Raw genomic sequence first — 22,358 nt, 5'->3', positions numbered from 1 at the left:
TAAAAATGACTTTTTCATCCGTTTACCTTGCATTCTCCGTGGCTAATCACATCAATCATACCATAAGCACGAAATCTCGTATTTCTGACGGGGACTGTCTTAGTTCTAAGCAACGCGGTACGAATTGCAGCAAAATCCGAGTGGTGTTTTAACGTAATGCAGCCAAGGGACAGAGTGCCCGGATGTAGTCTAAAGTTTCCTCGCCTAACCCCGTTTATCCATGTGTAATCGTCTATCGAACCATCGTCCCTGAATAGTCCGAACCAGTCATTTTTACTCGTTGGCACGTTATATAAGTGACGGTTTACCACGTCACTAAACCACGTCTTTATTGGCTCCCTGACGCCCCCAGAGGGGCGATCCACAATCCAGTATTTCCCCGCCGGGATTGGGCCGTTGTCGGGGATTGCTTCGCACCCCGGCGCGTTCCGGTAATTCCCGTTGCCGGAGAAGGCGAGAAACGTACCGATACCATAAAGAGTCAGCGGTGAATAATCCGCATCATTAACTATAAATTTTCCGTATAGTGCCATGTTTTCTATCCATGATTGATATAAAAAACGCTGTTCCTGCGAACGGACAACATAAACCGTGGCATAAATTTTTTAATTAGCGGTTTGCATTTTTTATAGCAAAATAGGAGATTGCCTGATTTTTTGTAGCCAAACACCGAAAGAGGAGCGGTGAGTCAGGCGTTAGCGGCGGTTATTAAACATCGCCTAAACAAAAGGCATATTTATCGGCAACATAAATCAATCCTGCTTATAATCCCCGCGACGTTTATAGCGATATCTCGTTTGGCGAGGCTCCTATACAAACACAGGTTACTGATCTGACGACATCGAGAGATGCCCAAGGTTAAGACAGGCTTGATCGGATTAAGGTTTAGCCCAAGGTAACTTCTGATATTTCATTCAGATACGTTGTATAGTGCTAAAACCTGGACGCGGAGATAGGCTTCCTGCACTCCCTCTTTGGTTACTCTCCTGACGACCTGCCGCATAAACAGCGTAGCGGGGCGGTTTTTTTGCCATCAAACCACCAGCACCGCACATCTGAAACGGCAACTTATGCCATCAAGGATAGGGAGGTTGAAACTCTTAATGCGACGACGCGAGGTCACTATCGAAAACACTTAACTTGAGGATATGAAAATGGGAAACATGACGGTATTTCTCGGCTTTCTGGGCCTGATCAGCACCTTGGGACTGCTGGCAGCCTATATGAGCATCAAATGGGACGACTAAATGAATCTTAACGATCCACCCAGTCAGCTCCTCCCCGCAATCACACTGCGTATTACGGGGAGGAGATCGTAACGACCTAACCTGGATGCGGTTGCACAGTGTGTCGCTATCATGATTATTTCAATTTTTGTTTTGCTGTATGCCATCCTGATGATCTCCGTCGGTATCAACGAGATCTACTTTTCCTCCACCGGTGAATCCGAATTCTTTATCAGCCTGCTGCTGACTTTCTCCGGCACTCTGGTGCTGCTGGGCCTGATATGGCGCTTTGTCGGCCGGCGCGGTGAACGAAAACGCCATAAATCGCAGCGCTGACGGCCTGCGTTACCGCTATGCGCACAGCGCGCAGGATTCCGATGTTCTGCCTATCATTAAGCAGCTATCATAATCTCGGTTTATTGTTATAGACGGGATAGCCCGGCTGTCTCATCTGTTTTATCTATCTATCAACTATGTTGGGCATCGAGATTTATGATAAGGCCGTTACAGATCGTTCTGTTGCTACTGGTGCTGTTCGGGCTGCCGCTGGCGCCGCACAGCGGCTATGCCGCCGAAGAGGCGCAGCCTGCCGAGCGGGCCGAACTGAGCCAGCAGGATATTGCCGCAGCGCTGAAAAACTATCAAAAAGAGCTGGACGATATTAAGCAACAGGTTTCCAAAGCCACCACCGATAACCAACTGAGCAAACTGCAGGAACGTACGCAGCAGCTGGCGGGCAATACCGAACAGTTTCTGACCGACCTGCAGCCGATGCAGGAGAAGCTGAAAGGGCAGCTGGATGTGCTCGGCCCGCCGCCGGCGCCGGGTGCGCAGGCGGAAACCGCCGCGGTGGCGCAACAGCGTAACAGTCTGAACAACAGTAAAAAGCTGCTGGATGACTCGGTAAAACGTTCGCAGGCCATTCGCGGCAGCGCCCATGAGCTGACGCAGCAGATCGGCGATTTACGCCGCGTGGCGTTCAAGTCTCAACTGGCGCTGAATTCCGGCAGCGTGCTCAGCCTGTCGTTCTGGACGCCGGTGATTGCGCCGCAGCCGCAGGACAAACAGCGCCTGACGGAGTTCGCCGCTGAACTGCGCGCCGTCTGGGATGCCAGCTGGCAGGCGCCGTGGCGTTACGGCACCGCCGGCCTGCTGCTGTTGGCCGGGGTGATCTGGTCGCTGGGACGCTATTTCTCCGAACAGGCGCTCGCCTGGTTCAGCATCCGCTATCTGCCGGACGGCCGCCTGCGCCGCAGCTTTACCGCACTCGGCACCGCGCTGATTACGCTGTGCACTACCGCGCTGGCGCTTAATCTGTTGTATCAGGCGTTCACCTGCGCGACCGAACTGTCATCGATGCTGCAGGACTTTGCCGACGGCTTCACCCGTCTGGGCATCTTCTGCGCGCTGATCGCCGGTCTGGGAAGGGCATTTTTGTCCAACCGTCGTCCCTCCTGGCGTCTGCCTGCCATTGACGACACCATCGCCGCCGGCCTGCGTAACTTCTCGCCGCTGCTGGCGGCGCTGGTGCTGGCGTTCGGCACGGTCGAACTGATTAACAACGTGATTGGCGCCAGCCTTGGTTCCACCATTTTCAGCAACGGCCTGCTGGCTGCGCTGATGGCGCTGGTGCTGTTGGCGATAACGCTGCGCGCCCATCGTCTGCGCCAGCGCAGCGAACGCCAGGGCGAACAGCTGGAAAAACGCTCGATGATCGGCGGACTGGCGCAGCTCGCCACGCTGCTGGTGTCGTTAGTGGTGCTGCTGGCGCTGCTCATCGGTTATATCTCGTTTGCCCGTTTCCTGATTTATCAGGCGATCTGGACGACGCTGGTGCTGATGGCGTTCTATTTCCTGATTCAGTTCTCCACCGACGTCTGGAGCGCCATTTTCTCGTCGCATACCGCCAGCGGCCGTTCGCTGATGCGTTCGCTCGGCCTTGGCGAGCGCCATCTGGAACAGCTGACCATCGTCTTTACCGCCGCCTTTAAGTGCGGGCTGTTGCTGCTGATGATCGTGGCGCTGCTCAACGGCACCTTCGGCACCACCACGCCGAACTCGCTGCTGGAAAAAATCGTCGCCATTCTCAGCGGCGAAGGGCTGAAAAAGCTGCATATCGTGCCCGGCAATCTGATTAACGCGCTGATTTGCCTGCTGATAGGCGGCTATATTCTGCGCGCCAGCAGCCGCTGGCTGAATAACGAACTGCTGCCGAAAACCATCAACGACGTCGGCATCCGCGCCTCGCTGGTGACGTTGTTCACCAACGTCGGCTATGTGCTGCTGATTCTGATCACGCTGGCCGCGCTGGGCATCCAGTGGAATAACCTGGCCTGGATCGTCAGTGCGCTGTCGGTGGGTATCGGTTTCGGCCTACAGGAGATTGTGAAGAACTTCATTTCCGGCCTGATACTGCTGACCGAACGGCCGGTGAAAGTGGGGGATATGATCGGCATCGGCGGCGTGGAAGGGGACGTGCGGCGCATCAACGTGCGCGCTACCGAGATCCAGCTCAGCGACCGTTCCACCATGATCGTGCCGAACTCGCAGCTGATTTCGCAGAACGTGCGTAACGCCACCATGGGCAATGCGCAGGGGGTGGTGACCATCGCGCTGACCTTCCCGACCGAGATCGACCCCGAGCAGGTGCGCAACCTGCTGCTGACCGCCTACCAGGAATATGAGGCGATTCAGGAGTCGCCGGCGCCTTATGTGCGCTTCAGCCAGCTCGGCCCGGAGGGCATTATCCTCAGCGTCACCGGCTATGTCGCCAGCCCGCGCATGGTCGGCGCCACCAAAAGCGAGCTGCTGTTCAATATCCTCAAGCTGCTGCGTCAGGAGCAGGTGCATCTCTCCAGTCCGCAGGAGGTGGTGGTCATGAGGCAGCGCCAGCAGCAGCTGACGGAGGATGAGGAGGCTTCGGCGTAATTGCTGCGCGCAGCCCATAGAAAAAATCTATATTTACGCCGCGCAAATCAATTTCACTTTTGTGCCGTCGCGGCGCATGCTGATCGGGTTATCACGCTTGACGGAGGGGTTATGACGTTAGTGAATTTGGCCGACGTACTGCTGGCGGCCTTCGGCGGTGCGCAGAATGTGGATCGCCTGCGCTACTGCGCCAGCCGTATCCGCGTTTCGCTCAAAGAAGATGGCAGGCTGAACCGGGACGGCATCGCCGGGCTGGAGGGCATCAAGGCCCTGCTGGAAGTGCCGGACACACAGGGCGGCGTTGAGTACCAACTGGTAGTCGGCCCCGGCAACGCCAGGCCGTTGTATCAGGCGCTGAGCGAATCCGCCGGCCGCGACTACTGAAGCTGCGGCCCCAGCCGTTCGATATGCTGGCGCATCAGCGCCAGCATCTGCTGAATCTGCGGCGCGTCCGCCTTTTCCCGTATCAGATACATGCCCACGGTGCACACATTGTGGGATTCCATATTCAGCGGTGCAATGCCGTAGCGGGCAAAGTAGCCGGCCATACAGCGGGGATAGGTCAGCATCACCGCGTCAGAATCATTTACCATATCAATCGCTGACATCATCGAATTGGTGGACCAGATCACCCGCTCCGCCAGATGCTGGCGGTTGCGCGTCAGCTTCTTCTGCTGCATATCCGCCACCATATGCTGATAGCGGGTTTCATCCGGCGTCAGCTCTACACAGGGGTAATCCAGCAGATCGTCCGGCCGCACGGCGCGCCCCTGTAGCGGATGATCCTGACGGGCGAACAGCGTGTCGGCGGTGGCGAACAGCGGCAGAAAGGTAATACCGGCCTTCGGGTTCAGCCCCTGAATTTCATGGCCGATAAACAGGTCGATATCACCGCCTAACAGCAGATCCATCAGCCGCAGGTGGTTGCCCAGGTCAATATGGATATTGACCGTCGCGTGCTGCTCGCGGTAACGGTTAAAGCAGTCGCGCACGAACATATACCACCAGGCGTGGCCGCTGCCCATACGCAGGCTCTGCGCCTGACGCGCTTTGATCGCCGCCATCTTCAGCAGCGTATTATCATAGATACGCTGCATCATCTGCGCCTGCTCCAGCAGCAGCTCGCCATACTGGGTGGTGGTCACGCCGCTGGAGGTGCGCTCCAGCAGCTGCACGCCCAGATTTTCTTCCAGTTTCTTCATGTTATGCGTCAGCGTCGGCTGGCTGAGGCAGAGTTTGTTTGCTGCATGACTCACATTTTTAAACATGGCGACTTCGATAAACTGGCGCAGAATTTTGTCCACGATCATGTTTTCCGCTGTTGATATAGAAGATTTCTATATCGTAGGTGCGAAAAACAATTTCCGCCAATGACGCCCAGCCGATAGCGTGCACCTATGCCGATTGATTCCGCACAGGGGACGCCATGAGAAAACTGTTGTTAAACCTGACCGCCTGCTCATTGGCGTTGCTGCCGGCGCTGGCGCAGGCCGATACGCTGAGGATGGAGTGCTCGCCCAGCAAAGAAGGACGTGAGTTTTGCCATTACGTCAAACAGCGTTTTGAAGCCCAGACCGGGCACACCCTGACCTTTATCGATTTACCCCGCGCCTCTGACGAGAAGCTGTCGCTGTTTCAGCAGTTGTTTGCCGCCAGAGACGCCAACGCCATCGATCTGTTCCAGGCCGACACGGTGTGGATCGGCGTGCTCAATAAACATCTGCTCGATCTGACGCCATATGTCAGCGATATGCAGCAGGACTTTTTTCCCGCCGCCTGGCGCAACGACATGGTGAACGGCCGCGTTAAGGCGATTCCCGCCTATATGGATACCGGCGCGCTCTACTACCGCAAAGACCTGCTGGAAAAGTACGGCGAACAGCCGCCGAAAACCTGGGCCGAGCTGACGCGTATCGCCGCGCGCATTCAGCAGGCGGAGCGTGAGAACGGGCATAAAGGCCTCTGGGGGCTGGTGTTTCAGGGTAAATCTTATGAAGGGCTGACCTGCAACGCGCTGGAGTGGGTGGCGTCGCAGGGAGGCGGCACCTTTATCGACGCCGACGGCAACATCACCATTAACAATCCGCGCGCGGCGCGGGCGCTGGAGATGGCCGCCGGCTGGGTCGGCACCATCGCGCCGCCCGGCGTGCTGGGCTATATGGAGGAAGAGGGGCGCGCGCTGTTTCAGAACGGTGATGCGGTGTTTATGCGCAACTGGCTGTACGCCTATGTGCTGACGCAGGATAAAAGCAGCGCGATACGCGGCAAAGTGGGCGTGATGCCGGTGCCGGGCGGCGTCGACGGCCAGTCGGTCAGCACCCTGGGCGGCTGGCAGTGGGCGATCAGCAGCTACACCAAAAATCCGCAGGCGGCGGTGGCGCTGCTGAAAATCGTCAGCGATGCCGAATCGCAGAAAAAAGCGCAGGCGCTGCTGGGCTGGGCGCCGTCACGCCAGGCGCTGTATCAGGATCCACAGGTGCTGGCGCAGGCGCCGTATCTGGCAACCTTCAGCGGCATTCTGGCCAAGGCCACGCCGCGGCCGGCAACCCAGACTCAACGCAAATACGCCCAGGTCTCCAAGGCGATTTACAACACCTCATTCAACGTATTGCGTCGCGACAGCGATGGCGCCGATGCCGTGCAGACGCTGCAGGCGCGTCTGGAACGCATTCGCGCCCGGGGATGGCGCTAAGCGCCGCCGATTAACCATCAGGAGCCTTATGCCATGAAACGCGATACGCAACCTTTGTCTCTGACGGTGGCCCATCCTCCGCTGGAAAAGCGCGCGCAAACGCGCCGTAAACTGAATTATCAGCAAAAACGCAGCCGCATCGCCTGGCTGCTGGTCGCGCCCGCCTTGCTGTTACTGTTGGCGGTCGCCGGCTGGCCGCTGCTGCGCACGCTGTTTTACAGCTTTACCGACGCCATGCTGGATATGCCGGGCGAATGGCGCTTTGTCGGTTTCGCCAACTATCTCGATCTGGCTGACGAACGCAGCTACGGCGTGCTGGCGGACCCGCTGTGGTGGCAGGCGGTGGGCAATACGCTGCGCTTCAGTCTGTTGTCGGTGTCGCTGGAGCTGCTGTTCGGCATGCTGCTGGCGCTGCTGATGAATCAGAAATTCCGTGGGCAGGGATTGGTGCGCACCGCCATTCTGGTGCCGTGGGCCATTCCGACCATCGTTTCCGCCAAAATGTGGGGCTGGATGTTCCACGACCAGTACGGCGTGGTGAACGACCTGCTGCTGAAAATCGGTCTGATCGATACGCCGCTGGCCTGGGTGGCCGAGCCGGGGCTGTCGATGTGGGCGGTGGTAATCGCCGACGTGTGGAAAACCACGCCGTTTATGGCGCTGATGCTGCTGGCGGCGCTGCAGCTGATTCCCGGCGATCTGTATGAGGCGGCGCGGGTGGACGGCGCCAACGCCTGGCAGCGCTTCCGCCGCATTACGCTGCCGCTGATTATGCCGGCGATGATCGTGGCGCTGATCTTCCGGGTAATGGATGCGCTGCGGGTATTTGACCTGATCTACGTGCTGACCTCCAACAGCGAGGCCACGGTATCGGTCTCCGGCTATGCCCGCGACCAGATGGTCAGCTACCAGGAGATGGGCGCCGGTTCGGCCGCTTCGGTACTGGTCTTTATGATGGTGGCCGGCATCGCCGCCTGCTTCCTGACGCTGTCCCGCCTGAACGATAAGGAGAAACGCGCATGAAACTGACGCGGCAACAACAGCAGTTCGGCCATCGCGCGATGATCTACGCCGGTGCGGCGCTGGCCAGCGTGATCTGCCTGTTTCCTTTCTACTATGCGCTGATTACCTCGCTGCGCGGCGGGCAGGATCTGTTCCGCGTCGCCTATCTGCCGGACGCCTGGCACTGGGGCAACTATGTCACCGCGCTGATGGAGAACGGCATCGCCCGCAGCCTGTTGAATTCGATACTGGTGGCCGGCGTCACGGTGGGGCTGTGCCTGCTGGTGTCGATCACCGCGGCGTTCGCGCTGGCGCGTATCTCGTTCCGCGGGCGCAAATATCTGCTGTTCACCATTTTATGCGTGTCGATGTTTCCGCAGGTGGCGGTGCTGTCAGGCATGTTTGAGCTGGTGCGTTTTCTCGGACTGTATGACTCGCTGGGGGCGCTGGTACTGTCCTACGCCACCTTTTCGCTGCCGTTCACCGTCTGGGTGCTGACCACCTTTATGAAATCCATCCCGCTGGAGCTGGAGGAGGCGGCGATCGTCGACGGCGCCGGCACCTGGACCATTATCAGCCGCATTTTCGCGCCGATTATGGGGCCGTCGCTGGTGACCACCGGGCTGCTGGCGTTTATCGGCGCCTGGAATGAATTTATGTTCGCGCTGACGTTTGTCATTTCCAGCGGCAAACGCACCGTGCCGGTGGCTATCGGCATGCTGCAGGGCGCCTCGCAGTTTGAACTGCCGTGGGGGGCGATTATGGCCGCCTCGGTGATTGTCACGCTGCCGATCGTGGTGCTGGTGCTGATCTTCCAGCGTCGCATCGTCAGCGGCTTAACGAACGGTGCCGTAAAAGGCTGATATATCGACTAACCCTGAGGTAAGAGGAAAAAGCAATGGCGACAAAAATCGTATTGGTAGGTGCCGGCAGCGCACAGTTCGGCTTCGGTACGCTGGGGGATATCTTCCAGAGCAAGACGCTGTACGGCAGTGAGATTGTGCTGCACGACATCAACCCCGCCTCGCTGGCGGTAACTGAAAAGACCGCGCGCGACTTCCTGGCGGCGCAGGATCTGCCGTTCAGCGTCAGCGCCACCACCGACCGCAAAAGCGCGCTGCAGGGCGCCGAGTTCGTGATTATCTCCATCGAAGTCGGCGACCGCTTCGCCCTGTGGGATCAGGACTGGCAGATCCCGCAGCAGTACGGCATCCAGCAGGTTTACGGTGAAAACGGCGGGCCGGGCGGGCTGTTCCATTCGCTGCGCATTATCCCGCCGATCCTCGATATCTGTGCCGACGTTGCCGACATCTGCCCGGATGCCTGGGTGTTTAACTACTCCAACCCTATGAGCCGCATCTGCACCACGGTGCAGCGTAAGTTCCCCGAACTGAATTTTGTCGGCATGTGCCACGAAATCGCCTCGCTGGAGCGCTATCTGCCGGAAATGCTCGGCACGCCGTTCAGCAACCTGCAGCTGCGCGCTGCCGGCCTGAACCACTTCAGCGTACTGCTGGAGGCCAGCTACAAAGACAGCGGCCGCGACGCCTATCCGGACGTGCGCGCCAAGGCGCCGGGCTATTTTGAGCGCCTGCCGGGCTACAGCGATATTCTGGCCTACACCCGCCAGCACGGCAAACTGGTGGAGACGGAAGGCAGCACCGAACGCGACGCGCTCGGCGGCAAAGACAGCCTCTATCCGTGGGCGGACCGCACGCTGTTCAAAGAGGTGCTGGAGAAGTTCCACCACCTGCCGATCACCGGCGACAGCCACTTCGGCGAGTATATCCGCTGGGCCTACGAGGTGAGCGATCACCGTGGCATTCTCGATTTCTACACCTTCTACCGCAACTATCTCGGCCACGTCGAACCGCGCATTGAACTGAAGCTGAAAGAGCGCGTGGTGCCGATTATGGAAGGCATGCTGACCGACGCCGGTTATGAAGAGGCGGCGGTAAATATTCCCAATCGCGGCTTTATCAAACAGCTGCCGGCGTTTATCGCGGTGGAGGTGCCGGCGATCGTCGACAAGAAGGGCATTCACGGCATTAAGGTGGAGATGCCGGCCGGTATCGGCGGGCTGCTCAGCAACCAGATTGCGGTGCACGACCTGACCGCCGAGGCGGTGATCAACGGTTCGCGCGATCTGGTGATCCAGGCGCTGCTGGTGGATTCGGTGAACGATAAGTGCCGCGCCATCCCGGAGCTGGTGGATCTGATGATCGCCCGCCAGAGCCCGTGGCTGGACTATCTGAAATAAGCCGCTGCGGCGGGGCGCACGTCGCTCCGCCGCCATCGACGTCGCGAACAGGAGACCCTTATGGCGCAACTTACGCTGGAAAAACTGCAAAAACGCTACGGCAGCCACGCCGAGGTGATTAAATCGCTGGATCTGCAGATCAACAGCGGCGAATTCGTGGTGATCGTCGGCCCGTCCGGCTGCGGCAAATCGACCCTGCTGCGGATGATCGCCGGGCTGGAGGCGATCAGCGGCGGCGGCATGTATATCGACGGTAACTACGTTAACGACGACTCGCCGGCGGAACGCGGCATCGGCATGGTTTTCCAGTCTTACGCGCTCTATCCGCATATGACGGTGTATCAGAATATGGCCTTTGCGCTGGAGCTGGCGAAGGTCGGCAAAAGCGAAATTGACCGCCGGGTGCGCGACAGCGCGCGCGTGCTGCAGCTGGAGCAGTTGCTCGACCGCAAGCCGAAAGACCTGTCCGGCGGCCAGCGCCAGCGGGTGGCGATCGGCCGCGCCATCGTGCGCGAACCCAAACTGTTTCTGTTTGACGAGCCGCTGTCCAACCTGGACGCCTCGCTGCGCGTACAGATGCGGATGGAGGTGGCCGCGCTGCATAAGCGCCTCGGCGCCACCATTATTTACGTCACCCACGATCAGGTGGAGGCGATGACGCTGGCCGACCGCATCGTGGTGCTGAACAAAGGGCATATCGAGCAGGTCGGCACGCCGCTGGAGTTGTATGATCATCCCGCCAATGAGTTTGTCGCGCAGTTTATCGGTTCGCCGAAAATGAACCTGATCCCGGCGGTGCTCAAGCGCGCCGGCGAACGGCAGAGCGTGGTGGAGCTGGATAACGGCAAGCAGCTGGTGCTGCCTGTGGCGACGCCGCAGGCGGCGGAAGGGCAAAGCGTCAACCTCGGCATCCGCCCGGAGCATATCCGCGGCGGCCGGCTAGAGGAGTGTGAATATCAGGGCGAGGTGATGTTTGTCGAACATATGGGCAACGAGACCTACCTTTACCTGGACAATGGCAACGCCGGCGAGCCCTGGGTGCTGCGCAACCCGCAGCGTTCGCCGATTACGGCGGGCGAGACCGTCGGCGTGCGGCTGCCGGTGGAGTGCTGCTATCTGTTTGATCATTACGGCCGGGCGTTCCCGCGCCAGCTTCCCTCCGAGCAGGCGCACTAACCGAAGGAGCAGGCATGAAACAACGGTGGTGGAAAGAGGCGGTGGTGTACCAGATTTATCCGCGTAGCTTTATGGACAAGCTTGGGGAATTATCCTGATGTTACGGTGTCACATACTTTGCGCCCTTACGAGGCGCGGGTTTGCCTGTTGGCGTGATAGCGCTGCCGGCCTTTTTGCCCTTAAGCCGTGAAGGTCAGGGCTGGCGCGCTAAATGAGCCCCTTCTGGGCAAACGTGAACCGGGTCGCTTCATTCAAATCCATGCTTTTCAGCGCTTCGGCCGGCACCCAGATAACGTCCTGAAACTCCTCGTTAAACGTAATCTTCCTGTTGGTGCTCACACAGTCAAATATCAGATAAATCATGTAAATTTCTTCGGTGGTTCCATCCGGATAGGTTTTGGTCCGGATATCATCACGAAACGCCCATGGTTTAACATCAGTGATGCAGAGTTTTTCGCCTAATTCTTCCATGATTTCGCGCCTTAGCGCGGTTTCCATGGTTTCGCCGGGTTCCATTCCGCCGCCGGGCAAAGCCCATTGTCCCGGGAAAACCCCGCGATCGGCGGCCATTTTAGCCAGCAGATACTCGCCGTTGTTTTGTATCACCGGGCACACGATGACTCTCTGGCGCATTTTCATTCCCTTAATCTTGTTGTTTTCACCAGTGTATCTCTTCCCGACGCCAAGGGGCAGTGCTGATCACATTGCTACGTTTGGATTTGGCCTGCTGGCTGGCGATGACCGTTCAGCCGCTCTTTCTGGGTATATATGCGCTGCTGGCAAACTCCATTTTTATATACGGCCAGGCGAAAAATAAAACCATACCCATAACCGTTATGCCGATCGACACCCTGAAAAAGCGCTTGCCGCCATTGTTCAAAATGAATGAGGGGAAACCCATCAGGCTTACTCGGTATGCGGACTGCGGTAGATTTGAACCACAACGCTATTTGGCGAAGTATATTTAATTAAGGTCACAACATCTTTGGACTGCGGAGTGCGCCAGCACTCTGCTTCAACGTCGCATCGAGACTGTGGTTGATAGCCCGCAGACGCTAGGTAACTGCGAATTTTGCTTGTATCCGTTGCGTTGTCGAATCTAACGGTAAAGACCTGCGCCTCCGGCCCGCTGACGTTACCAAACTCAAAGCTATAGTGCTCCGCGATACGCGGCATGTTTTTCAGCAGTTCAGGCGTGTAGAACGCATATTCCCGACTATCTTGCTGGGTATAGTATGCGCTACCGGCAAATTCCATTTTTATATAGGGCCAGGCGAAGGCGAACATAGCGCCGATGGCAACGAGCACGATTGTCAGTATTCTAAACGTCTTCATAGTTTCATCCTGCCGTTACCTGTACCTATAACGAAAAACGTTTTATCACGGCGGTAGCATGCCTTTACGTGGTCTGGCATAAGGAAATTTTTTCGGGTCGGGAAACAATAGCGGTTTAAATTCTTCGTTTTTCCATGCGCCAATTTTTCCGTAATGATCCCAGCGTCTTAGCGCTTCCACCTTGCTGACCGGGCGCAGCATAGGAAAAGGGTTCTGAATCGACACGGCGCGATAAAAACCGAGCAAATCAGAAACCAGATCTTCACCGCTGTATCCGCTGTCAGTCACAAAGTTGATAGGGAATGTGCCCTGGAAAGCCTCAAACTTTCGCGCCAGTGTCATCATCATCGCCAACGCGATGCTTTTTTGCTCCCAAAAAGGGCGGCCACGTCTGATACGCCACGTTATCATTTTACCCGAGCGGATTAAGTTAAATGGGTCTCTCATGCCTTGAGAATAAGTCACATCATAGTATTTATGTCCGGATAATTCTCCACGGGCTAGCTTATTCAGCAAAGCATGAATATCAGTTCCTTGCGCATGGCCTAGATCAATCCAACCGAGTACTTCTGTATAAACCAGACCATATTTTTCAGTCGCAGCGTATTTTCCGTCGAGTATATCTGAACGTTTGCTCATCCCTAAGAATCCTTCCTGTCCTTGTTCACTATGCCGCTGTGCATAATTCGCACAGCGGATACTACCTAATCTCCGTGCCGTTTCAATACTGGTTCGCCTATATCGACCGAAAAAACAGCGCCTTATTATCAGGCGCTGCGGGAGGAGGGCTTAACGCGCTGCCGACGGGTTATCCGCCGCCGGCTGATAGGCCTGAATGGCCTCGGTCATCGGGCGGCAAAATCCCATTTCGCCGGGCGGAATCGGCGCGCCATCCAGTGACATCACCATTTTGGCGTCGTCAGGGCCGTTATTGAGGCGGCAGGTCACCCCACAGCCGGCCGCCGGTATAAAGCCAAAACGCGGGTAATACTGCGGATGCCCAAGAACGGTGATGATTTTCTCGCCGGCGGCGCGCGCCGCCTCAATGCAGGCCAGCATGAGTGCGCTGCCGACGCCGGAACCCTGATGTGCCGGATGCACCGACAGCGGCGCCAACGTTACCGCCGGATGGGCACTGACGCTGGCGCGGGTGCAGACAACGTGGCCGATAACCGTACCATGGCGGTCTTTGGCAACCAGCGACAGCGCTGGAAGCCAGCCCGGGTCCTGGCGCAGCTGATTCACCAATGCCGCTTCTTCGTGGGAGCCGAAAGCATCAGCAATCACCTGCTGCACCTGGGGGATATCCTGCGGAGTTTCTAAACTAATGGTTATGTTCATATCGTTACCTGATAGATATTGCTGTCACGTCAATAAGCCTACCGGCGGAGCCGATCGCGCCGGTAGGCAATGGGGTTTTAACGGTTGTCGAGCTGTGCGCGGACGTGCGCCAAGCCGGTGGTATTGATGCGGTACGGCTGGCCATTGACTGACTTAATCAGTCTCTTCGTCCGCAGTTTTTTGAATACCGTAAGCGTGCAGTCGCTCAACAGCAGTCCTTCACGACTGTAACATTCCACTGCGATTACGCGGCCGGAGGCGGCCCGGGTGTGGACGATGCGTCCGCCTTTGGCGAGGACGTGGAGCGTCCGCTGTTCCTGACGGGAGATATTCATGCTGTTAATTACCTGTAATCATCATATGCAAAAACGAACCGACACCGGGTGTCAGCGTAAAAAGTTTTAGCGTGGTGATAATCAGTCCCGTTTTCAGAGAAATGGGAAACCAATTATCAGATGATTACATGCTCCAGCATCAATGCCTCAGGGTGAGATGGGAAAAGGAAACGTGGCGAATAATAGCACAGGCCGGGCGCTATTAACCAGTTTACCCGGCGGCAAAAAGGGGGCTACAATACGCAACTCATGTATGGATAAACAGGTATTTGCTATGACGCTGACCCTGGATGGCGAAAAGATTGACCGCAACCGCTTTACCGGTGCAAAAGTTGAAAATGCGACCTTTCACAACTGTGATTTTTCGGGGGCGGACCTGACCGGCAGCGAGTTTATCGGCTGCACGTTCTACGACCGCGACAGCCGGTTAGGGTGCCGCTTCAGCCGGGCGCAGCTGAAGGACGCCAGCTTCAAAAGCTGTGATTTATCCATGACGGACTTCAGAAACGTCAGCGCGTTAGGCATTGAAATCCGTGAATGCCGAGCGCAGGGCGCAGACTTTCGCGGCGCCAGCTTTATGAACATGATCACCTCACGCAGCTGGTTTTGCAGCGCCTACATCACCAAGAGCAACCTGAGTTACGCCAACTTTTCAAAAGTGGTGCTGGAGAAGTGCGAACTGTGGGAAAACCGCTGGAACGGCGCTCAGATTCTGGGGGCAAATTTCAGCGGCTCCGACCTTTCCGGCGGCGAGTTTGCTTCGTTCGACTGGCGCGCCGCCGATTTTACCCACTGCGACCTGACCAATTCGGAACTGGGCGAGCTGGACGTGCGCAACGTTGATCTGCAAGGGGTCAAACTGGACAGCTATCAGGCGTCGCAGCTGATGGAGCGCTTAGGTATCCTGGTTATCGGCTAGCGTTGCTGCCTGGCAATGCACACGGCGTCAGGATTCATCCATCAGAATACAGGCGTCGCCGTCGCCGCTTTGCTGGTAACGGGCGTACAGCGCGGCCACGTCAATATGGGCGAACTCTTCCGTCAGCGCATCCAGCAGGCTACGGATGGCGGGCATCAGACCGCGCCGCGACGGAAACAGGGCGTTTACCTCCGCCGGCTTCGGCTGCCAGGCCGGCAGCACCGTGCTCAGTTTGCCGCGTTTGAGATCCTTGTACACCACAAAGGTCGGCAGTTGCACCACGCCGCGGCCTTCCAGCGCCGCCCGGCGCAGGGTGATCATATCGTCGGTCACCAGATTAGGGCTGTGGCGGATACGACGTTCCGCGCCGTCGGGGCCGTGCAGTTGCCATTCGTGCGACTGATAGGCGGTGGAGACCGACAGGCTGGGATAGCGGTCGAGCGCCGCCGGATCGCCGATCGTACCGTATGTTTCCAGCAGCTGCGGGCTGGCGACCAGCTGATAGGTGCAGGGCGACAGCCGTTTGCTCGCCAACCCGCTGTCAGGCAGCGGCGGCACGTCGATACGCAGCGCCAGGTCAAAACCCTCCCGCAGAATATCCACCTGGCGATTGGTGCTCTCCAGATAAATCTCGACGTTCGGATAGCGTTTCATATAGCGCGCCAGCATGCCGGTCACCAGGAAGTTCAGCAACGCCGTCGGGCAGGCGATGCGGATGCCGCCTTTCGGTTCGGTCTGGCTCTGGTGCACGATGGCCTGCGCAGCCTCCGCCGCCGCAGTCAACTCCATACAGTGGCGGTAGTAGGCGTGCCCCAGTTCGGTGACGGAAAACTGCCGGGTGGAGCGGTTAATCAGTTTGATCTCCAGCCGCTCTTCCAGCGCATTGATACGTCTGCTTAACCGTGATTTGGGAATGCCCAATGCGCGCCCGGCGGCGCTGAAGCCACCGTGTTCGACCACGCGGGCAAAGTAATACATATCATCCAGGTTCTGCATCTTTACGTTCCAATATTGCAACAATGAATTCTAAAACTGGCATTTGTGGCTTGCGTGTACCAAGTTTAAGCTAAATGGTAACAGAGTTAACGTAAAACGGGATACACAGATGTCAGTTGAAGCGAACGGCACGACGCTGCCGACCAGTATGAAGCAAATCATTATCCGCGAACCCGGCGGCCCCGAGGTGTTACAGGTAGTCAGCGCCGAGCTGCCGCGCCCCGGCGCCGGTGAAGTGTTGATCCGCGTCCGGGCGGCGGGGATTAATCGCCCTGATATTATGCAGCGGCAGGGAATATACCCGATGCCTGCCGGCGTCACGCCGGTTCCCGGGCTAGAGATTGCCGGCGAGATCGTGGCATACGGGGAAGGGGCGACGCGTTTCGCCCTTGGCGAACGCGTCTGCGCGCTGACCGACGGCGGCGGCTATGCCGAATACTGCGTGGTGCCGGAAACCCAACTGCTGCCGATACCGCAGGGGTTTAGCATGGAGCAGGCGGCGGCGCTGCCGGAAACCTTCTTTACCGTCTGGGCCAACCTGCTGGCCGACCAGCGGGTGAAGCCGGGCGACAGCGTACTGATTCACGGCGGCACTAGCGGCATCGGCACCTCCGCGCTGATGCTGTGCCGGGCGCTGGGCATTACCGCCTACGCCACCGCCGGCAGCGATGAGAAATGCGCCGCCATCGCCGAACTGGGCGGCATCGGCATCAACTACCGCCGCGATGACTTTGTTGCGGCGATTGAGAAGCACACCGATGGCGCAGGCGTTGATGCGGTGCTGGATATTATGGGCGGCAGTTACTTTAACCAGAATATTGAGGTACTGAAAAAGGACGGCCAGCTGATTATTATCGGCTTCCTCGGCGGCAACGAGGCGGAAAAGGCCAACCTGATGAAGCTGGTGCTGAAGCGTGCGCGGGTGACAGGCTCCACCATGCGCGCACGCAGCAAAGAGGAAAAAGCGCAGATTGCCCGTGAGCTGCAGCAGCACGTCTGGCCGCTGCTGGAAAGCGGCCAGTGCCGCCCGCCGCTGATCTACCAGACCTGGCCATTAGACGATGTGGCGCGCGCCCATCAGGAAATGGACAGCGGTAAACATATCGGCAAAATTGTGCTGACCGTTGGTTAACGGCACAGGCAGAAGGCACAAAAAAGCCCGCTTGATTACCAAGCGGGCTATCTCATCTTACGGGGCGGAATTATTTATCCAGCGCGTAGGCAATCACGTAGTCGCCGCGGTCCGGTGACTGACGTGCGCCGCCGGCGGAGATCAGGATGTACTGCTTGCCGGTTTCCGGTGAAATATAGCTCATCGGGGTGCCGCCGCTGCCGACCGGCAGACGCGCTTTCCATACCTCTTTGCCGGTTGACGAGTCAAAGGCGCGCAGGTAGTAGTCCTGCGTACCGGCGATAAACACCAGGCCGCCCTGAGTGGCCAGCGTACCGCCCAGCGTCGGCATGCCGACCGGCATCTGCGCACGCATCTTGATGCCGAACGGGCCGGTGTCCTGCACGGTGCCGGCCGGTACCTGCCAGACCACTTTCTGGGTCTTCAGATCGATGGCGGACAGGGTGCCGAACGGCGGCTTCTGGCACGGAATGCCCAGCGGCGACATAAAGCGGTTTTTGTTCACCGCATATGGCGTGCCTTTCAGCGGCACCGCGCCCATCCCGGCATTCACCGATTCACCGCCGGTGCTGGCAGGCGCATTGGCGTCTTCCTGTTTCTGCGGAATCATCTGCACCCACAGGCCCAGACGCATATCGTTGGCGAAGATATAGTGGTTGTTCGGGTCAACTGACAGGCCGCCCCAGTTCATGCCGCCGAGCGAGCCAGGGAAGCTGAGGGATACGTCGGTATCCGGTGCGGTGAACAGGCCGTCATAACGCATCGATTTAAAGCTGATGCGGCACATCAGCTGGTCGAACGGCGTGGCGCCCCACATATCCGATTCGCTGAGCTTCTGTGCGCCAATCTGCGGCATACCGACCGAGAACGGCTGGGTGGCGGAATACTGCTCGTTCGGAATGTTGCGGGTTTTAACCGGCAGTTCTTTCACTTCGGTCAGCGGCTTGCCGGTATGGCGATCCAGCACGAAGATCTGACCGGTTTTCGCGCCAAACACCAGCGCCGGTTTGGTGCTGCCGTCCTTCATCGGGAAGTCGATCAGGCTTGGCTGCATCGGGATATCGAAGTCCCACAGATCGTTATGCACGGTCTGGTAGACCCATTTCTCTTTACCGGTGGTGGCGTCCAGCGCCAGGATGGACGCGCCGTATTTGTGGTCCAGCTTGGTGCGGTTGGCGCCCCACAGGTCCACCGACGAGCTGCCCATCGGCAGGAACACGGTGTTCATCGCCGGGTCATAGGACATCGGCGCCCAGGAGTTCGGGGTGCTGCGCACATAGTTCTGGCCCGGTTTCAACGCCGCGTTCGGATCGTCGTTGCCCGGGTCGAACGCCCAGCGCATCTCGCCGGTGATCACGTTAAAGCCACGCAGCACGCCGCCCGGCATATCGGTCTGAACGTTATCCGCCACGCGGCCGCCCACCACCACGGTGGTGCCGGCCAGCGTCGGCGCGGAGGTCAGCTGATATTTCGGATCGGCGGCGTCGCCGAGGCCGGCTTTCAGATCGACGATGCCGTTCTGGCCGAAGTTGTGGCAGAACTCGCCGTTATCGGCGTTAATCGCCACCAGACGCGCATCGATGGTGTTCATCAGAATACGACGCTGGCAGGTATCGCCGGCCGCCAGCGCAACCGGCGCGGCAGGGGTGGAGCCGGGAACGCTTGGCTGCGGGATCGGCTTGTTAACGTCGAAATAGGCCAGACCGCGGCAGCGGTTCCAGACCTGAGATTTGGCGTTGATTTCACGCTTCCAAATCTCTTTACCGCTGTCTGCGTCAACCGCAATCACGTTGTTGTGCGGGGTACAGAGGAAAATGCGGTTGCCAACCTGCAGCGGCGTCTGCTGATCTTCCGCACCGTTGCCGTCCGGGCTCAGCGGGGTATCGCCGGTGTGGAAGGTCCAGGCCACTTTCAGATCTTTAACGTTATCGCGGGTGATCTGGTCCAGCGCCACAAAACGGTCGCCGCCCGGCGTGTTGCCGTAGTTGTCCCAGTCTTTTTGCTGTTTGGCTTTATCCACCGGCACCAATGGCAGCGGCTCGCCGCTGAAGGCAACGGTCGGGTGCGGCTGGAACATCTGCACAAAGGTCACGACCATGCCGACGGCCAGCAGCGCCGACAGCAGGTAGGAGAGTTTGCCCAGCGGCGCTTTACCTTCCGCCTTGCGCAATGCCGGCCAGGTGAGAAACGCCAGCAGCATCAGGCCGGTCGGCACCATCAGGCGCGACACCAGCGGCCAGAAGTCGAAGCCGGCGTCAATCACCGACCAGATCAGGGTGCCGATAAACACCAGCAGGAACAGCACCACCGCCGACGAGCGGCGGCGGAACAGCTGGATGGCCGCCAGCAGCGTCACCACGCCGGCGATCAGAAAGTACCAACTGCCGCCCAGCGAGACCAGTTTGCCGCCGGCAATGGCGAAAAACAGCCCGGTGGCGGCGAGGACGATCCCCAATAGCGCGCACCATATTTTCATGCCCGGTCGGGCATTTGTATCAGACATATCAGTGACTCTCCCGAATCATGTTACTTATCGTTGTGTGTTAACAAAGTGTAATCGTTAGCCGGTATTGCGCCACGAACGCGGCGCATGGCGGGGCAATTAAACCGTTAAGAAGGCTTTATTGTACCATTTGATTCGTTTTTGTCGTTACAGATATGTGTTGTATAAAAAGGATTAATGTGAAGATTTAGATCGAAGGGAACAACCGGCGCTGCCCGTCAAGCAGCGCCGGCAAATCCAGCGCCGCCAGCGCGGCGGCGTCTGGCCGCTGTTCCAACAGACTTTCGCGCGTGTGCTGCAAATAGTCGCCGGCGGAGAGTTGCAGGCTCTGGGCCAGCGTCTGTTTCGCCTGCTGCAGCGCCGTATCGTTCAGCACGGCTAATTCCTGCCGCATCTGCTGTAAAAACTCGTGGGTATAGCGCTGCAACTGCGCAAGGCTGCAGTGCGGCGACTGCAGGGCAAACAGCATGCCGTCGCGATCGGCGCAGCGGTGATAGGCGCAGTGCGCCACATAGCCGATATTCAGCTCGACCCGCAGCCGCTGGAAGAAGCGGGGCGCATACAGCTGCGCCAGCAGCCGCAGCGCCAGTCGCGCCGCCGGCGAGCTATCCGACAGCGGGCAAAACAGCAGCAGGGTCCGATCGTCATCTTCGTCGCTGAGTATCACCGGCCGTGCGTCGGTGATCATTGCGGCATCCTGCACGGCGATAATCGGTGCCGGGAAAGCGGACAACAGCTGACTGAGCTGCTGATGCAGCGCCGCATCGCCGGCAAACAGCGTCGCCTGCCAGCACACCGCGTCGCCCGGCGACGTCAGAACCTCCGGTAATTGCGCTGCCAGACGGCGCACGGCGATATCGCCCTGAGCGCGCAGCTGCGTACGCTGCCAGCTGCGCGCCGCCTCCTGTTTAAGAGCATCGTCAAGGGAAGTCAGACGCTGATTGATCTGGCTGAGCGCCCGGCCCAGCAGCGGGGCGTCGCCGGACAGCTGCAGCGTCCAGACGCCGTGGCTCTGCGTCACGCCGAGATAGCCGCCCTGATGCGCCGTTTCTGCCGCCAGCGTGCGTAGCGCCGAGGTCAGTAAACTGGCCTGCGCCGACGCCAGCGGCGTTGCCGGCGCGGGGCGCAGCAGCAATACCGGCGGATGATCGCCGTCAGAATGCCATGTCAGCGGTGCCCGTTCAGCGGGCAGCATCAACGGCGGCGGCGGGGCGTCGCTGTGCGGATAAAAGCGATAGCGCGGCGCAATGCGCGCGCTGTGGGTGGCGACAAAGGGGGCCAGCGCCAGCGGTAACCCTTGCAGTATGCGCGGCGTTGCCGTTCCCTCCGGGGTCACCAGCAGACGACGCAGATTGCCCGCCGTCAGTGCGGCCAGGCAGGCCGTCCACAGTGCATCTTCAGTCGCCGGCGGCAGGCCGAACGCCCGCGCCCGCAGCTGATCCAGCGGCGGCAAGCGCATAAAGTCCTGATTGCCACGCCGCATGTAGTGCTCGCGCTGTGCTGCGCTGAGCGACGGCAGCTGCCGCAGCCAGTTCAGCAGGGCGCTTTCAATCCTTGCGGCTTCCGCCGCGCTGCCCCGGTTGACGCTAAAGATAAACGTCAGCAGCGCGCGTCCTTCGGCGCAGGGCGTATGCTGCAGCCGGACGCCGTCGCAGCAGGCTTCACGGCGCAGCAGCGCCATCAGGCTGCCGGGCGCTTCGTCCTGCAGCAGCGCATCCAGCAGGCGCAGTCCGTCACGGGCGGCGGCGTCCGGCTGGTTAAGCGCAAAGGTTAAGCGTAGCTGCGGCAGTCCCGGCAGACACAGCCGGCGATCGGCTTGCGGGATCAGCCGCGGCGGTTCCGCCTGTAGGACCACATCGCCGCCAGGGAGCGTCGCCGTCAGCCGCTCGGCCAGCTGTCGCAAAGTGTCGAGCGGCAGCGGCGCCTGCAGCCATAGCGTCATGTTGGCAGCGTGGTAATGGCGACGATGGAAATCGCACAGGGCGGCGCGTAACGCCGGCATATCCTCGCCAAACGCCTGACGGTTGCCGATGGTGAAGCGTCGCATGGCGGCGATGCCGTCAAACGCCTGCTGCTGCGCGGCCTCGCACAGCGTATCCGCGTCTTTGCACAACAGACGGTATTCGGCCTCGATCACCTCAACCTCCTGCGCCAGCGCCGGCAGGGCCAGCAGCGGGGCGGCCAGCATGTCGATCAGCCGCGCCAAACCGTCGGCGAAGCGTTCGCCGTCGATTTCAAAAAAGAAGTGGGTTTGCGTTTCGCGGGTGGTGGCGTTGAGGCGGCCGCCGTGGGCGGGCACCCAGTTCATCAGGCGTTGATCGTCGTCAAAGGTGCGACTGCCGCGAAACAGCATATGTTCCAACAGATGCGCCAGCCCCGGCCAGGCCGACGGTTCGTGGTGGCTGCCGGCGTCAATCTGCATCAACGCCGCCGCGCGCGGGGCAGCCGCATCGGCCAGCAGTTTCAGCTGCAGGCCGCTCGCGAGCCGCAGCGTAACCGGGGGCTGGGGCATG

The 22,358-nt window shown here is 59.1% G+C and carries 20 protein-coding genes, 1 pseudogene and 1 riboswitch; of the genes and pseudogenes, 11 read left to right on the top strand and 10 right to left on the bottom strand.

What is annotated here, in order from left to right:
- Positions 1–14 precede the first annotated feature (14 nt).
- Positions 15–533, bottom strand: a complete 519-nt coding sequence (locus HF675_RS12210; protein WP_105231147.1) for a DUF2778 domain-containing protein — start codon at positions 531–533, stop codon at positions 15–17.
- Between the two features lie 252 nt (positions 534–785).
- A riboswitch (M-box (ykoK) riboswitch) is annotated at positions 786–959 on the top strand.
- Between the two features lie 195 nt (positions 960–1,154).
- Here HF675_RS12210 and mgtS point away from each other — a divergent pair.
- The 4 genes from mgtS (at position 1,155) to HF675_RS12190 (ending at position 4,538) form a co-directional block, all read left to right on the top strand.
- The gene (gene mgtS / locus HF675_RS12205; RefSeq protein ID WP_145961125.1) at positions 1,155–1,247 is read left to right on the top strand and encodes a protein MgtS; all 93 of its coding nucleotides are present in this window, start codon (positions 1,155–1,157) and stop codon (positions 1,245–1,247) included.
- Between the two features lie 111 nt (positions 1,248–1,358).
- The gene (locus HF675_RS12200; protein ID WP_111737089.1) at positions 1,359–1,562 is read left to right on the top strand and encodes a hypothetical protein; all 204 of its coding nucleotides are present in this window, start codon (positions 1,359–1,361) and stop codon (positions 1,560–1,562) included.
- A gap of 156 nt (positions 1,563–1,718) precedes the next feature.
- Entirely contained in the window at positions 1,719–4,154 is a 2,436-nt protein-coding gene (locus tag HF675_RS12195; protein ID WP_187043106.1) for a DUF3772 domain-containing protein, read from the top strand.
- Positions 4,155–4,265: 111 nt separating this feature from the next.
- On the top strand, positions 4,266–4,538 hold the full coding sequence (locus HF675_RS12190) for a PTS transporter subunit EIIB (RefSeq protein ID WP_105231150.1): 273 nt from the start codon (positions 4,266–4,268) through the stop codon (positions 4,536–4,538).
- On the opposite strand, the gene HF675_RS12185 is transcribed toward HF675_RS12190, so the two are convergent.
- Positions 4,532–5,464: a LysR family transcriptional regulator gene (locus HF675_RS12185; RefSeq protein WP_187043105.1), complete on the bottom strand. Its 933-nt coding sequence runs from the start codon at positions 5,462–5,464 to the stop codon at positions 4,532–4,534. The two genes, HF675_RS12190 and HF675_RS12185, sit on opposite strands and share 7 nt — an antisense overlap.
- 116 nt (positions 5,465–5,580) lie before the next feature.
- On the opposite strand from HF675_RS12185, the gene HF675_RS12180 reads away from it, so the two are divergent.
- Genes HF675_RS12180 through HF675_RS12160 form a run of 5 tightly spaced genes read left to right on the top strand, consistent with a single transcriptional unit; the run spans position 5,581 to position 11,284 of the window.
- Entirely contained in the window at positions 5,581–6,846 is a 1,266-nt protein-coding gene (locus tag HF675_RS12180; protein WP_105231152.1) for an ABC transporter substrate-binding protein, read from the top strand.
- A 33-nt stretch (positions 6,847–6,879) separates the two neighbouring features.
- Positions 6,880–7,869: a carbohydrate ABC transporter permease gene (locus HF675_RS12175; protein ID WP_160031058.1), complete on the top strand. Its 990-nt coding sequence runs from the start codon at positions 6,880–6,882 to the stop codon at positions 7,867–7,869.
- A complete protein-coding gene (locus HF675_RS12170) occupies positions 7,866–8,711 on the top strand; it encodes a carbohydrate ABC transporter permease (RefSeq protein WP_105231154.1) in 846 nt (281 codons plus the stop codon). The genes HF675_RS12175 and HF675_RS12170 overlap by 4 nt, the downstream gene beginning before the upstream one ends.
- Positions 8,712–8,746: 35 nt before the next feature.
- Positions 8,747–10,108 (top strand): alpha-glucosidase, encoded by a 1,362-nt coding sequence (locus tag HF675_RS12165; RefSeq protein WP_111737086.1) that lies wholly within the window; start codon positions 8,747–8,749, stop codon positions 10,106–10,108.
- 60 nt (positions 10,109–10,168) lie between these two features.
- A complete protein-coding gene (locus HF675_RS12160; RefSeq protein ID WP_105231156.1) occupies positions 10,169–11,284 on the top strand; it encodes an ABC transporter ATP-binding protein in 1,116 nt (371 codons plus the stop codon).
- Positions 11,285–11,491: 207 nt separating this feature from the next.
- Here HF675_RS12160 and nudI read toward each other — a convergent pair whose 3' ends face one another.
- From nudI to HF675_RS12135, 5 genes and pseudogenes are all read right to left on the bottom strand, one after another.
- Positions 11,492–11,917, bottom strand: a complete 426-nt coding sequence (nudI, locus tag HF675_RS12155; RefSeq protein ID WP_105231157.1) for a nucleoside triphosphatase NudI — start codon at positions 11,915–11,917, stop codon at positions 11,492–11,494.
- 273 nt (positions 11,918–12,190) lie between these two features.
- Positions 12,191–12,619, bottom strand: coding sequence for a hypothetical protein (locus tag HF675_RS12150; RefSeq protein ID WP_105231158.1), 429 nt, complete (start codon positions 12,617–12,619; stop codon positions 12,191–12,193).
- 48 nt (positions 12,620–12,667) lie between these two features.
- Positions 12,668–13,258 (bottom strand): annotated as a pseudogene (locus HF675_RS12145) (hypothetical protein); the annotation flags it as partial.
- A 150-nt stretch (positions 13,259–13,408) separates the two neighbouring features.
- Positions 13,409–13,960 (bottom strand): GNAT family N-acetyltransferase, encoded by a 552-nt coding sequence (locus HF675_RS12140; RefSeq protein WP_187043104.1) that lies wholly within the window; start codon positions 13,958–13,960, stop codon positions 13,409–13,411.
- Positions 13,961–14,037: 77 nt separating this feature from the next.
- On the bottom strand, positions 14,038–14,295 hold the full coding sequence (locus HF675_RS12135) for a YjhX family toxin (protein WP_105231161.1): 258 nt from the start codon (positions 14,293–14,295) through the stop codon (positions 14,038–14,040).
- A gap of 274 nt (positions 14,296–14,569) precedes the next feature.
- On the opposite strand from HF675_RS12135, the gene HF675_RS12130 reads away from it, so the two are divergent.
- Positions 14,570–15,214 (top strand): Qnr family pentapeptide repeat protein, encoded by a 645-nt coding sequence (locus HF675_RS12130; protein ID WP_111738058.1) that lies wholly within the window; start codon positions 14,570–14,572, stop codon positions 15,212–15,214.
- A 27-nt stretch (positions 15,215–15,241) separates the two neighbouring features.
- Here the strand turns inward: HF675_RS12130 and HF675_RS12125 are convergent, their stop codons facing one another.
- Complete coding sequence (locus HF675_RS12125) at positions 15,242–16,210, bottom strand: LysR substrate-binding domain-containing protein (RefSeq protein WP_105231162.1); 969 nt, start codon at positions 16,208–16,210, stop codon at positions 15,242–15,244.
- Between the two features lie 148 nt (positions 16,211–16,358).
- On the opposite strand from HF675_RS12125, the gene HF675_RS12120 reads away from it, so the two are divergent.
- On the top strand, positions 16,359–17,342 hold the full coding sequence (locus tag HF675_RS12120) for an NAD(P)H-quinone oxidoreductase (RefSeq protein ID WP_187044733.1): 984 nt from the start codon (positions 16,359–16,361) through the stop codon (positions 17,340–17,342).
- A 70-nt stretch (positions 17,343–17,412) separates the two neighbouring features.
- Here the strand turns inward: HF675_RS12120 and HF675_RS12115 are convergent, their stop codons facing one another.
- Positions 17,413–19,845 (bottom strand): glucose/quinate/shikimate family membrane-bound PQQ-dependent dehydrogenase, encoded by a 2,433-nt coding sequence (locus HF675_RS12115; RefSeq protein ID WP_187043103.1) that lies wholly within the window; start codon positions 19,843–19,845, stop codon positions 17,413–17,415.
- Between the two features lie 187 nt (positions 19,846–20,032).
- The gene (gene pqqF / locus HF675_RS12110) at positions 20,033–22,357 is read right to left on the bottom strand and encodes a pyrroloquinoline quinone biosynthesis protein PqqF (protein ID WP_187043102.1); all 2,325 of its coding nucleotides are present in this window, start codon (positions 22,355–22,357) and stop codon (positions 20,033–20,035) included.
- Between the last annotated feature and the right edge of the window lies 1 nt (position 22,358).

The organism is Serratia sp. JUb9, from assembly GCF_014298095.1.
Taxonomy (GTDB): Bacteria; Pseudomonadota; Gammaproteobacteria; order Enterobacterales; family Enterobacteriaceae; genus Serratia_B; species Serratia_B rhizosphaerae.
This window is presented reverse-complemented; position numbering and strand designations above follow the sequence as displayed.